The organism is Streptomyces sp. NPDC058620 (assembly GCF_042717135.1).
Lineage (GTDB): Bacteria > Actinomycetota > Actinomycetes > Streptomycetales > Streptomycetaceae > Streptomyces.
In genome coordinates this window covers 1-13,006 of record NZ_JBHXQO010000099.1, presented here as the reverse complement: position 1 = coordinate 13,006, position 13,006 = coordinate 1, and the positions used below count along the sequence as shown (strand labels likewise).

Sequence of the window (13,006 nt, the reverse complement as noted above, 5' to 3'; positions counted from 1 at the left end):
CTGCTGGCCGGCGCGCCCCACGCTCAGCACTTCCACATCGCGGCGAAGGGCGTCTGCCCGCAGGAGTCGGCGGCCAAGGTCCGCAACGGCCAGCGGTCCCTCAACACCACCGACGGCCTCCCCTTCTACGGGAGTATCGGCACGTCGCTGACCACGACCGGTGACACCAGCCCCGCCTCGGGGTCTGGCCGTGGACCGATTCCCGGTCGGCTCCGACTACCACTACGAGCGCACCATCAAGCTCAGCGACGAAGCCGCCCAGAGCCCCCGCAAGGGAACCGGTGTCGTCGTCGTCCACGACCACCACGACGAGCCGGGTATCGGCGTCGATGACGACCTGGTGGTTCGTGGAGTACCTGTAGTTCTTGGACTGCTCGGCGATGGTGTGGTCGCGGGTGGGCACAAGGGTGCCGTCCACGATGAGCACAGTGTCCTTGCGGAATCGCTTGCGGGGCTGCAGGGCGAGCAACGGGCCGAGGTGGTCGATGACCCGGTCGGCCGCGGACTTCGATATACCGAAGAGCGGAGCGAGTTGACGCATCGTCAAGTTCGTTCGCCAGTAGGACGCCACGAGCAGCACCCGGTCCTCCAGCGGCAGAGACCACGGACGGCCCGTGCGGACCGGATCCGCACCCTCGCGGCGCAACGCAGACACCAACTTGCCGAAGGCACGTGGGCTCAGCCCGGTGAACGGGGGCTATCCAGGACGGCTCCGACGCCGTGATCACACCAGACACCCCAAGATCATCTCACCCGCGACCAGCAGTTACGGGACAGGTCTTACACCCACATCACCCGATCAGTGGGCACGCTGAAAACGCTCACTGGGCCAGCCGTTTAAGACTGCTCGCCGAAATACCGGTAGAGCGCTTCCTGAGCTTCTTGAAGCGCCCGACTGTGCTGTTTGAGCATGGACAGGCGAACCTGGGCTGTGGCCGGGTAGCCGTCGTTCGTCTCCGCCTCGCCCAACGCCGCCGCAAGGAAATACCCGCCGAGAGCGTCAGATCACGGCGATAGACACTGACCTTGATCATGGGGATCGGCTCATTGCTGGTAATGCTTCGCACATGACCGTACATCGCAATCTCCTCCCAGCGAGGATTTCGATGCGCCGACGGGCACGGAGCTGATTGTCCGACCAGGTCGCAGCACCATCTGACGCCGCAGATCAACGGGACCCGGCCACTCCTCCGACCGCCCTCATCAGCGGTCGTAGTATGGGGAGAGCTTCGTCACGAGGAACGGGAACTCTTCGGTTACGTCGATCCGGACGAAGCTCTTCTCGGTCACGTCCGTCTGCCGATCGGTGTAGGAGAAAAGTACATCCAGGATCTTGCGCGCGCCCGAAAGACGTGATGTGCGGGTCTCGATTGACGTCAGCGTCCGCCCTTTGGTGAAGGCTTCAGCGCTTGCGGCGTAGATCTGCGGGTACCGCACTGCGAGATAGTTCAGTGCCCTGTGTTCGTCGGACGAGCCAGCGTTGTCGGCGATCTGCATCACCCTCGTGAACAATTCCTCGGCTGCAGCGCGGAATGGCTCCTCATCGACGGAGTCCGGCTTCGGCAGGGACTGTACGAGCGAGTCAGCGTCGAAGGAATAGATCTGATCGAAGGCGACCAGCGGCAGGCTCAGCCCGTTACAGAGGTCGGGTGGAGCGATTGGTCCACGCAGACCTATAACGACTTGGAGGTTCATCTCCCGGGGTGACGCCCCTAGGCCCTCGAGTAGCAGTCTGTAGTCGGCTGGATCCCGGGGGAGCAGGATGTACGTCGCTATACCCTGGGTCTCCAATACGTAGCACATCTGCCTGGCGAGGTAGCGGTTCTGCGGCTCGGTCAGCACGGAGAACAGCGCCTGCCGATCAGTCAGATTGGCAGGCGCGGTTCGTCCGATGGCCTGTGCGATCTCTTTCTCGACGCCCAGGTTCGGGATGCGCGCGTCAATCCGGCCAATTGCGTAGACGAACTGACTGCCAGCCTCGCCCGATGGACTTGTGACTTCCGCAGCAGCCCCATGCCCGCTACCTGTGCACGAACCGCCGCAGCCGGGGTTAGACGGCGTACCCGCCTCTTGCGTCGAAGTAGGGGGAGTCGGCGGAGGAGGCGGTTCAAGGGGAGGGGGCGTCGCGCCAGCAGCAGATTCAAGGCCAGCAGTGTCTTGGGGGGTGAAGAGGGAATCATCCATAGTTCAGTGCTCCTCGTTGTCTGCAGCGGATGTGATACAACGCCGCTTTGTGTCAGGGTCGGCTTCGGTGCTGACCTGTAAACACGGCCCAGCGGTTGAGCGCCGCTGCACGCCGCTCGCATCCTTGGCATGACCTGGGCACGACGTTGTGCGTAACGCGGCGGATCAAGTCACCCAAGCCGATGTCCTCGTCATTGATGAATCCTGGTAGCCGTACCCGTGGTGACGGTTCGGCGTCCCGATTGCCGTGCTCAGCCACGCTGCACCTCCTGGGGTCCATGCCGTTGAGCGGCGAGCAGCCACTCGTAAGCCCGCCAGGCGTTCAACAGCGGCGGTACTACCGACCTCCGGCGGGACGCTGACCATGTCACCGCATGCACGATCGACTCGCGTGTCGCGTGCGGGAATTTCGACCAGAGCAAGGCGATCGCTCCGGTGACGATCGCCGCGGCGGCGCTCGAACCGCCAAAGGGGCGCGAGCCTCCCCCTGCCCCAACGCTCACGATCCCCTCCCCGGGCGCACCCACACCCCGCAGTCCGATGGAGTGCCCAAGGTTTGAGAATCGCGCCGGCCGTCCCTTGAGGTCGTAGGCCACGACTGGGATGACAGCCCGATGGCGGGTGAGGGCAGTGCCATCAATTGAACTCTCGTTGCCGGAGGCCGCCACCACGATGACCTCACGTCCGGCCGCGTGCTCCAGTGCCTGTTCCACCGCGCTAAGGCCGGTGCGCGGACCCGGGCCCAGGGACAGGCTCATATTGATGACACGCGCTCCCGCGTTCGTCGTCTCGACAATCGCGTCTGCGAGCTCGGCAGGTGACGCCGCAGCCCGGGAGTCCCGGGGAGTGAACACGGGACAGGACAAGAGCGTCACCCCAGGACAGACCCCTAGGGCCTCGGTTCCGCGGCTTCCGACTAGCACTCCAGCCGTAGCCGTTCCATGCAACGTCGCGGTGTCATGCCCTGCCGTGGATGAGGCTCTATAAGGGCGAAGATGTTGAATACGAGATTCCAAAAAGACGGCGTGCGACATAACTGGCCCGTCAATCAGGCCGACTTTGATGGCGGGATCCCCTGCTGTCTCAGCCATGAGTCGGGGCAGAGAGACGATTGAAAGAGGAATATTTGAAGCAGCATCCATGGAATGCATGAAATCTCCTCGATGAACAGACCCCCCTGCACCCGCAGTTCAGCATAATTCCACGCGTCGTGCGCGGCGAGCGGGGAGTTGTGACACTCGGGCGCATCCAGAGTAAGTTGCACGCCTCGCCGAGCGGGAGGACGATATGCAGAGAGAAGGAAGTGAGCGTCGAGCCCAAGACTTCTCGGCGTGGCCCCCTCACATCACCGACCTGACCTGATGCCTGCGGCAGAACTGGCACGTTCTCGCGAACGCAGCAGAGGAGCCCTTCCTAACAGGTCACAGACCATCACGATTCAATCCTTGAACAGGGGACTCGACATGACTCTCCCCGGGTTCTCAGCGGGATACTCCCTTTACAGCAACAGCGGTTACTACCAAACGCGAGGCGACAATTTCAGCGACTCGCACGCCAAGCAGTCGTTCATACCTGCACTGACACCCGAAACTCAGGCCAAGTGCACGTCAAGTCAAGAGACTTGTATGGATAGCTTCTATATCTGTCTCGCCGGCGCTGCACTCTTTCCGCCAGCAATTGCCGGCTGCGATCTCACACTTCTCGGGTGTCAGGCTGCCGTCAGCCTCCCGGGCACTGATTGCTGCCCCACGTTCTGCTCCTTTGATCTCTTTGGCCTGCCGAGCGGCGGATGTTGCGACTACGGGGAAACCTGCGTGGACGTCAACGCGCCATCCCCCCATAAGCGCACGTCCACATGCTGCCCGGCGGGCCAAAGCGTCTGCGGCGGAAGGTGCTGCGCCCCCGGAGAACACTGCTGCGGCGGATACTGCTGTCCACCTGGACCATGCTGCGGCAATGAATGCGGGTGCAGGGGAACCGAGATGTGCATCAACAATGTCTGTCAGCACCCGTCATTCGGGGATCCGGTTCAGCCAGTCGATCCAGGGGTGACACAAATCCCAAAGCCAGCAGCGGGATGTCCGCAGGGGTGGAACGAATGTCTCAGCGGTAGCGTCTGCTGCGCGCCCGGCATGAAATGCTGCGGTAATGGCTGCGGTGCGTTTTGCGTCAATTAAAAACACACCCGCCTAATCCGGTTTCAGTAATCTGAGGAGGTGAGCAATGAACGCTCCACCGGAAGCGCACGCCGCCAACGAACGACTCGAGGAGGCACTCAAGCAGGTGATTCAAGGGCTAGGCAAAATGGGCGTGGATTTCAGTGTGCCGGAGTCCGATCTGCGCCAGTGGCTCACAAACCCCTTCACGCCTTATTCAGCCATCACCCAGTCACTCCTGCTATTGAGGCGAGATCTCAAAGCGCCAGTGTTCCTAGACGTCATAGTCTGGAACTATGAGCACACCCCTGGCGTGGCGCCTCCGCGTATAGCTGCTGACGTGAATTTGGACGTCCTGAAAAGAGCCATCGTGGAGGGATCAAACGTGCGTCACGGGACGCAGGTAGCCGAGTTCGAGCAACTGCTCAAGCCACAGTGAGCGCTTTCAGCGTGCCCACTGAGCATTTTCAGCGTTGCCTCTCCAGGGTGAGGACGGCCTTGGCGACTGACGTCATGCGGTTGGGGCTGATCCGGGATCTTCGGAAGATCCGCCAGGACTTCAGCAGTCCCATGCCCCGTTCGACGGGGGCCCGGGAAGTGGCCAGTGAGCCTTTTCCAACCTCACGCTGACGCGTGGTGAAGGACGAGGACGGCCTGGACGATCGCTGTGATGCGGTTGGTGCTGCAGCGGAGCTTCCGTAGGAGACGCCAGCCCTTCAGGGTGGCCATGGCTTGCTCGCCGAGGCAGCGGATTTTGGCGTGTGTGCTGTTGTGGCGACGCTGCCACCGCTTGAGGCGACGGCCGCGGAAGGGCACCCGGATGGAGCCGCCAGCGCCCTGGTATGCCTTGTCGGCCCAGCACTTGAGGTCGGCGTGGGTGAGTGCTTCGACGATGCCGTGGGTGCGGGCGGCGGTCAGGTCGTGGGTGGAGCCGGGCAGCGCGGGCGAGGCCCACAACAGGCGGCCGAACGGGTCGGTGAGGACTTGGACGTTCATGCCGTGTCGCTTGTGTTTGCCCGAGTAGTACGGGGTGTCGGTGGCGATCCGGTCGATCGGCAGCAGGGTGCCGTCCAGGATCACGAACGCCTTGGTCCTCGCGACGCGCATCGCCTTGGCCAGGGTGGGCGCGAGGGCGGCCAGTACGTCCACGGCCTCGCGTATGTAGCGGTATGCGGTCGCGATGCCGATACCGAACCCGGCGGCGAGTTGGGTGTAGGTGTCACCACAGCGCAGATGGGCCAGGGCGAGCAGAGCCTGACGGCCGGCGGTCAGACGCCGCCACCGGGTCCCGATCTCCCCTCGCCGGGCAGCGAGTCGCCCGGTCAGATACCGCAGGGTGCGACTGGACAGGTCGATCGACGACGGGTAGACAAGCATACGAAGCTCCTGGTGGCTGCGGGCGATCTTGGTCGAGAACCCGTCTGCCAGGAGCTTCGGCGTCCCGCAGTTCCGTCCAACACCTCTGACTGAGGCTTCAGTTGTCGGTTGAGCGTTGACCGGTCAGGTGCGCCGTATCCCGTGCGGGCACCGTCCCGGTTCTACTCCACCGGCTCGCACCAAGCGTCGACGAGATCGTGGAAGCCCGAGAAACGGGTGCCGGGAACAGTCTCACCACTGAGCGTCTCGCCGTTGAACCAGCAGATGTCGAAGATGTCGGTCTCGGTGTCGAGGAGGCAGCACACACCACCGGTGGTGGCGGTGAGGTCGGTGAACACCTTCCTGACGCTCGCGGACTGTACGAACATCCGGCTCATGCTCGAGGTAGCGGCTGTGAACTGCATTGACGCAAAGTTCGGGTGCCATGCAGGGGAGAACCTGACCGTCAGGTAGATATACCCGACCGACGCCCGTCCCTGCTCGTCGACCCTGTCGGAATCGCGGAGGAAGAACTCGCGCATCGCGTCGTCGACGCCGACGACGATCGAGGTGTCCAGTTCGAGCGAGCCGCCTGATGAACAGTCGACCGGTTCGCTCTTGAACTTCGAGGTGAACGGCATGAGCAACTGCTCTCCGCCTGGCAGGGTCACTGGAAGCGGCGGCGTCTCGCGGCCTTGGGGGGCGAGCTCGGCCAGCCGTGTCAGTGCTCTCGCAACGTTCCGAGGGGGCATGAAGATCTCATAGCTGTAGTCCAGCCCCATATTGCCCCGCCTCCCCAGTCCTGAACCGTCATCCTGTCATGATCAGGATCGATCGCCCAGTTGATTTCAACGCGGCTGGCTTCGTCCGGACGCGGTCGGCAACGTATGTGAACATCGGCTCGTCTCCGAGGAGGTCAGCTCCGAGCGAAAGGGCTGCCGCCCACTGCTCACCGGGGACCCCGCAGCGGATGAAGACGCCGAACTGACGCGGCTCCACCTGCCGTTCCAAAGTGCGACCTGACTGACGACGGCACTACCGCGAGCCGAACGCTCAGGTGGCCAGATCAACCGCTCACCGACCGCCTGAAGCGCTCAGTCACAACACGCGGCCACCGCCGTCAGGTTGGAAATGGCTCAGTGAAGTCGCAGGGCATGGTCAGTTTGGGTTTATTGAACCTGTGCAGCGATTAAATCAGCGATTTGCCGAGGGTTGAGGCTATCGGTGTCTATGACCGTGACGTCGACATGAACCGAAAGCGCTGACAAGAGTGAATTCTGAGCGAGCTTTTCACTGTCAAGTCGCCTACGAGCAACCTGAAGTACGTCGTCGACCCGCCCGCTCGTAGCTCCCCGATTCATGATTCGATTCAGTGCAACATCCTCGCTGGAGTGGAGCATCGCGGCGAGATCAATCCAGCCGCCGCGGTCAAGAAAATCCTGCAATTGCACATCAGTGCGCGGGTATCCGTCGAGTATTGTTGCTCGGAGTGCAGTCATCCTGACGAAAGCCCCCCACAAAACAGGCAGCACCTGCTCGTCTGGTGCGCTCGCTCCTGCTCGCCAGAATTCTGCCCAAGACTTGCTTTCATCAGGATGGCTGGCGGCATATTCTCGCAACACGGTGCTTGCTGCGAGATGTTCTGCCTCCAGTGACTTAGCGAGAATTTTGGCAACCGTACTCTTGCCGGAGCCAGGTATTCCCAGCAAGAAGACTGAAACGCTCCGCATATTGCCGCCTATCTCTCTAAATCAGGAGAGCCACAAGGCGTTTGTGAGATCAAATTGAGCGTGCCTGTAGTCGCGAGGCGATAGGCCCTCATTTGCGAGAAGAAGTGATGCCTCCGTGCTCCATGAGGGAATGGTTAGATTAGCGGTCAGGATTCGATGGATGGGTGCGCCGGAACGTCCCGCCTGAGCAAGCCAGCGTGGCAGAACACGCGCGTACGACCGGCTGGCCCCAATTGCTCGCAGGAATTCAAGACCAGTCACCACATGTGCTGGAGGAATGCGCAGCGACGCCCACAAGCATCGGTCGGCAAACGTATCCGGTACTGCCTCGTATGCGTCGCTGCGGAATCGAACGGAGGAGTCCGATAGTTCGACCGATCCACCGTCTACCACCAATCCGCAGTACCGCTCAAGCATCCGGAACCGACGCATCGGTGCTGCAGCCATTGTTGCGCCGTGGGAACACGGCTCACAGGCAAAGGTGATGCGGATGTGCGCATTTCCCACGTACAGCGATGCGCCGGAAGTCAATTCATTCGAGGCACCGCCATCAAGCACGATGTTCACGCGCGCGCCTGCGGCGTCGATCCCGTGCTCCTCAAGGCTATGCCGGTGCATGACGGCAACCTGTCTTGGGCTGCGGCCGTCAGGGTTCGAGTCGCCTTTGATGCCTTCAGATGCACTCAGCTCCAGCCTGGGGACCGCTCGCATGGGCTCACCATGAGCAGGCTTGATGAACAGGCTGCTCACCGCGAGCGGAGCCTTATGAGGCGGTTGGGTCATGTCCTTGATCTCTGTCCGTTTCGTGGGGAACAGGCACCGCGAGTGTAGCTTTCGCGGCGGACACGTAGTCCGGCTCCCCGCCGAGGATCATGCGCGTGCGCCGAAGGGTGCTGCGCCAGCGGTCCTCCCAGTACTTGTCACTCATATCCATGGGGACATCCGCGAGATGGGCGATGTCGCGATCTTGGTTGAGTCGGTGGAAGAGCCACTCAGGCTTTTCTTTGATTCGAATCGCAAGCTCCATAAAAGGCCCGCGGCGTGTATTTGGCAGGAAAGAGAAAGGAGCAAAGGCCATTACCCACGCCTGAACCCCATCCGTCACAGGATAGCGCAGGTGTAGATGCCGTCTTCCGTCGTGAATGAAATCCTCTTCAAGCCAGAAAGCGGTAGTGTCGGTTAGCTCGGTGATTAGGTCCACGACGCGATCCGGCTCGCGCAGATTGGGCCACATTATGCTCAATACCTCTACTGATGGGTCGGTAGCGGCAGCTTGAAGCCAGATTTCCAGTTGGCTATAGAGGGCAGGGCCTCCGTGGCCATTTTCCAAGATGACAAGGTGGTCCCATCGTAGAGTAGATGCATCACGGGCGGCGAGTCGGGCAAACTGGCAGCCCGTCTGTCCCCGCAGATGCCAATCGAGTTGCGCTAGTACAGCCAGCGTTGCGAGGTCTGCAGCACCTGTAACGTGCTGCGAATCCACGATTCGCCAGTATTGCTCGGGGGGTGGAAATGCTCGATTCCCATAGGGTGTCGAGCCAGCGATGGATGTGAACGTGCGCCTCAGGTCATCGGAAACATCCGACAAATCCACGCTAACGAGAGACTCATTCATGGCCATCCCCTGGTCGCTTTTCGGCGCTCGGGATTCTCTGACTTGAAGGTCGGTCGGCTGGCCCACAAGAGCGTGACGGAAAATTACTCCGCTGCCCCGAGGTGATGGCGAGCCGAGGCCCCGCCTTCGAGCATCCCGGCCAGCTTCCTTCGCGCGGTCACCGAGTCATGCCACACCTCCATTGTTCGTCAAGCCGCTCTCGCCCGCGAGGGAGCCGAGCGTCGTGCGATCCGCGACTGTCCGACACCAGGCCCGAGCGGCGGCTATTGCAGGCACTGCAAGAGACGGTGACCGAACTCATCCGCGGCACCGCAGATGGATCGACCGCAGAAGATGACCAAGGAGAGTGAAAGTCGCCGAGCATCCGTGCACCACAGGTGTTGCACCCGCTATGGTCATCCCGACCGCTTCTGAGCTGCGTGAACTCGAACCACACACTCGTGGCGCCCCGGAGAAATGTCGGTGATTTCGACTGCTCCGGCGAGGACGTCGAACGTGACTGGACGGCGCGCACCGCGTGTTGGAGCCACACCGAGCGGGTGCTGCTCACCTACGACCAGGTCGTCCACGACTACGAGCTGCCCGCAACCGAGGGCAAGCGCGGCGACCCTCGGCGGCCGGCCTTCGCGCGCCGCTACGGCTTCGACATCGAGCACCCCGTGCAGTGGGAAGTTGAAGCGCTGGAGCCGGACGAACTCCGCCGCCTGGTCCTCGCCGCCATCGACCCGTACATCGACCGCCAGGTCCTCGCCCAGCAGACCGCCCGGCAGGAAGAGCAGCGCCGCGCACTGGCCTCCTTCGTCCGGGGCTGGGACGCGGCGGGCGGGATGCCGTCCTAACCAGGCCGGCCGACCGGACCGAGCTGCGCCGTCAGGCCCGCGGCGAACGTCGCGCAGCGAGAGCGGCATGAGTACCGACGCCCCGACCGACACCGGCAGGTCCAGATTCTGCGAGTGATTAGAAACTGGATCGCGGACCACGGCGAAGGCCCTCGATTCGCCAGATCGGAGAACGGGTCGGCCTGTCCAGCAGCAGCTCGGTCGCCTGGAAGACCTTGGACTGATCAGCCGCGCCGGGCGCCGTTGGCGTTCCTGCCACCTCGGCACCTGAACATCCGTGACAAGCAGCACCCGGCCTGCCGCCAGTCCTTGCACAGGCCGTGCGTCTGGCCGCTGGCCCCGCATGGAAGGTGTTACGCACTGTCAACGCGGGATGGACAACCTGTTCCGTACTGCTGAATGATGCGCAGTTATGGCGGATCACGTACTTCTGGAAGCCGGGGACGACCTGGTGCGGCAGCTCTCGCATGAACGAGAGGCAGTTAAAGCCGTCCTGGAGTTGGTGTGGAACTCCCTCGACGCCGATGCCACAAAGGTCGACGTGACGATTGAGCGATCTGGCATCACGGGAGTGGACAAGATCGTCGTTGTCGATGACGGGGACGGCATCACCCCAGAGAAGGCGCGGAGCGCCTTCAAACAGGTGGGGGACTCGGCCAAGCGAGTGGGCGGTGTCACCGAGCGTCTGGGGCGCCCGCTCCATGGAAAGGCCGGACGGGGGCGCCTCCGGGCCTTCGCGCTGGGGGACGTATCGCGCTGGACCAGCACTGCGCGCACTCTGGACGGCCAGCTGATGCGCACCACGATTGAAGCGGAGATCAGCCGCCGAAAAACGTGGCTCATTGACACGCAGACGACACCCGAGGCCGACAGCCCGGGCACAAAGGTTGAGCTCTGGGGCAAGCAAGCCACCCACCTGAACAAGCTTCTGGAACCGAAAGCCGTCTCCCAGATCACGGCAGCTCTCGCGCCCTACCTTTTGACCTGGACCGATATCCGGGTCACCTACGACGGGCACCACATTGACCCGCAAACCCAAATCCTTGCCGAGGAGTCCGAAGACCTCACCTTCGAGTACGAGGATCAGACCCATCCCGTCCGCATCCGCCTGATCCACTGGCGCACCGGCGCAGAGCGCACCATCGCCCTGTGTGATGCAGCCAGCGCCCCGGTGGAAAGCCTGGACGTTTCTGCCGAGCATGCTGACTTCCCCTACACCGCCTACGTGCTGTGGGAACCCATGCCCCGACACCGCAACGAGATCCCCCTGGTCACTCTGGGCGGGGAAACCCCCCTGGCTCCCCTGCTACGGACCGCTCGCGAATGGATCGGCGCCCGGCTTGAAGAACGTCGCCGTCGCCAGCGCCGCCAGCTCGTGGAGCGGTGGATAGAGGAAGGCGTCTACCCCTACTCACGCCGACCTGAGGACGATCAGACCCGGGCAGAGCAGGCGACGTTCGACTTGGTCGCCACCTCCATCAACCGCCACATCCCCGGTGACAGGAAAAAGAAGCGGCTCACGCTGTCCTTGCTGCAGAACTCTCTGCGCCACAACCCGGACCAGATGGTGGACATCCTGGAAAAGGTGCTGAGCCTGGGCGATGAGGATGTCAACCACCTGCACGGCCTCCTGCAGCAGACAAGCTTGTCCAACATCATCCGTGCCTCGTCCATCGTTACCTCACGACTTCAGTTCCTGACCGCCCTTGAGCACCTGGTCTTTGACGTAGATACGTACGGCATGGTCAAGGAGCGCGATCACCTTCACAAAATCCTCGAACGCGAACTGTGGGTGTTTGGCGAGGAATTCAACATGATGCGTAGCAGCGAGATCGGCTTGACTCGCGTGCTGGAGCATCATCGGCGTGCTGTCGGTTGGGACCCGACCCCGGACGGACCGGTGCGTGCAGTCGACGGTGGCACCCGCCGAGTCGACCTCATGCTCTCCGCTGAGAGCCATGAGCACGATCGCGTCCGGCACCTCGTGATCGAGCTCAAGGCACCATCTGTCGATGCCGACCGTGAGCAGTCACACCAAGTCGATGACTACATGCAGGCAGTCCTCAAAGAGCCCCGCTTCGCCAACGTCAAGACCACCTGGGACTTCTACCTCGTCGTCCGGTCGGTCAGTGACAGGCTCAAGCCATCCGTGCGTCAGGCCAACAAACCTGAGGGCCTGCTGAGCGAACCCACGCAATACGAGCACGCCAGTGTCCGGGTCTGGGTGCGCACGTGGTCCGAGATCCTCCGGGAAGCCAAACAGCGGCTGGAGTTCGTCAGGAAGGGCATGGACCACAATCCCTCGCTGGAAGCGGCCCTGGCCTACCTCCGACAACGCCACGGCGACCTTCTCCCTGACCAGCTGCGACAGCCGCCGACCGCAGTGCCCACACCACGCTCGGGAGCGACCCAGACCCCTGCTGTGTGACCCGCCTTAGCTGGTGCGGAGTCAGGCACTGTCCATGGGCCACCTTGGAGGCCCATGGACAGTCGGGGGAAGGCGTCAGCGGTCCAGAGTGGCTTGGGCGATCGGCCCCGCCCAATGCATGCCCAGCTCCGCGAGCGCGGCGAGCTGCTCGGCGTCCAGCCGGTCCCTCCTCGATTTCGTGTTCGAAATCCATACGCCCAGTTTCACGGTCACCGGCTCCGCCTCGCCGTCGACCGCGATCTGTTCGCTGTGCCCTCTCGGCACAGGCCGGTCCGTGCCTTCGCGCTCGACCCACTGCGTGAGGGCCGCCAGGCCCCGCTGGAACGCCTGCTGCGCCTTGCTCGGGCCCTTCGTCGTACGCCGGGCCGCCGGGGAGGGAGGCGCGACCTTGGCGGGCTGCACGCCCAGCTTCGACAGCCGCTCCTGCTGCTCGGTCGACAGGTGCGCCCAGGTGCCCGGGTTCTGCTGCCGCTGGAGCCATTTGCCGAGGTCGTCGCCCTCGAAGAGCACCCCCGGTTCGATGGTCGGCAGGACGCCGTCGGCGTCGACGAGATCCGCGAGGACGCGGTAGTGCCGCTGCCAGTCCAGCGGCCAGGGGCAGTTCCAGTCCTCATCGATCGCCGTCAGCTGCGCCGCCCGCTTCTCGGCCCGGTCCGGGTCCTTGCCCAGGCCGCCCTTGCGGCGGAGGTTGGCCAGGT

The 13,006-nt window shown here is 63.0% G+C and carries 11 protein-coding genes and 1 pseudogene; 3 read left to right on the top strand and 9 right to left on the bottom strand.

Annotated elements, in window-relative coordinates; genetic code table 11:
* Positions 1-298: 298 nt before the first annotated feature.
* The 3 genes and pseudogenes from ACFWSK_RS36495 to ACFWSK_RS36485 form a co-directional block, all read right to left on the bottom strand.
* Positions 299-737 (bottom strand): annotated as a pseudogene (locus ACFWSK_RS36495) (transposase family protein); the annotation flags it as partial.
* Between the two features lie 466 nt (positions 738-1,203).
* Positions 1,204-2,184, bottom strand: a complete 981-nt coding sequence (locus ACFWSK_RS36490) for a hypothetical protein (RefSeq protein ID WP_383796131.1) — start codon at positions 2,182-2,184, stop codon at positions 1,204-1,206.
* Positions 2,185-2,435: 251 nt separating this feature from the next.
* On the bottom strand, positions 2,436-3,275 hold the full coding sequence (locus ACFWSK_RS36485; protein WP_383796134.1) for a S8 family serine peptidase: 840 nt from the start codon (positions 3,273-3,275) through the stop codon (positions 2,436-2,438).
* Between the two features lie 1,132 nt (positions 3,276-4,407).
* Between ACFWSK_RS36485 and ACFWSK_RS36480 the strand changes: the two genes are divergently transcribed.
* On the top strand, positions 4,408-4,779 hold the full coding sequence (locus ACFWSK_RS36480; protein ID WP_383796128.1) for a hypothetical protein: 372 nt from the start codon (positions 4,408-4,410) through the stop codon (positions 4,777-4,779).
* Positions 4,780-4,961: 182 nt separating this feature from the next.
* Here ACFWSK_RS36480 and ACFWSK_RS36475 read toward each other — a convergent pair whose 3' ends face one another.
* The 5 genes from ACFWSK_RS36475 to ACFWSK_RS36455 all read right to left on the bottom strand — a co-directional run bounded on the left by ACFWSK_RS36475 (position 4,962) and on the right by ACFWSK_RS36455 (position 9,041).
* The gene (locus ACFWSK_RS36475; protein WP_383796125.1) at positions 4,962-5,717 is read right to left on the bottom strand and encodes a transposase family protein; all 756 of its coding nucleotides are present in this window, start codon (positions 5,715-5,717) and stop codon (positions 4,962-4,964) included.
* A gap of 161 nt (positions 5,718-5,878) precedes the next feature.
* Complete coding sequence (locus ACFWSK_RS36470; RefSeq protein ID WP_383796122.1) at positions 5,879-6,478, bottom strand: hypothetical protein; 600 nt, start codon at positions 6,476-6,478, stop codon at positions 5,879-5,881.
* Positions 6,479-6,865: 387 nt separating this feature from the next.
* The gene (locus ACFWSK_RS36465; RefSeq protein ID WP_383796120.1) at positions 6,866-7,405 is read right to left on the bottom strand and encodes a nucleoside monophosphate kinase; all 540 of its coding nucleotides are present in this window, start codon (positions 7,403-7,405) and stop codon (positions 6,866-6,868) included.
* A gap of 42 nt (positions 7,406-7,447) precedes the next feature.
* Positions 7,448-8,176: a hypothetical protein gene (locus ACFWSK_RS36460; protein WP_383796117.1), complete on the bottom strand. Its 729-nt coding sequence runs from the start codon at positions 8,174-8,176 to the stop codon at positions 7,448-7,450.
* Between the two features lie 13 nt (positions 8,177-8,189).
* Positions 8,190-9,041: a hypothetical protein gene (locus ACFWSK_RS36455; protein WP_383796114.1), complete on the bottom strand. Its 852-nt coding sequence runs from the start codon at positions 9,039-9,041 to the stop codon at positions 8,190-8,192.
* A 419-nt stretch (positions 9,042-9,460) separates the two neighbouring features.
* On the opposite strand from ACFWSK_RS36455, the gene ACFWSK_RS36450 reads away from it, so the two are divergent.
* Together ACFWSK_RS36450 and ACFWSK_RS36445 are read left to right on the top strand one after the other, a co-directional pair.
* The gene (locus ACFWSK_RS36450) at positions 9,461-9,880 is read left to right on the top strand and encodes a hypothetical protein (RefSeq protein ID WP_383796112.1); all 420 of its coding nucleotides are present in this window, start codon (positions 9,461-9,463) and stop codon (positions 9,878-9,880) included.
* 412 nt (positions 9,881-10,292) lie between these two features.
* Positions 10,293-12,308, top strand: coding sequence for an ATP-binding protein (locus tag ACFWSK_RS36445; protein ID WP_383796109.1), 2,016 nt, complete (start codon positions 10,293-10,295; stop codon positions 12,306-12,308).
* A gap of 75 nt (positions 12,309-12,383) precedes the next feature.
* Here the strand turns inward: ACFWSK_RS36445 and ACFWSK_RS36440 are convergent.
* Positions 12,384-13,006, bottom strand: a 623-nt coding sequence (locus ACFWSK_RS36440; RefSeq protein WP_383796107.1) for a helicase associated domain-containing protein, incomplete at its 5' end; no start/stop codon positions are given.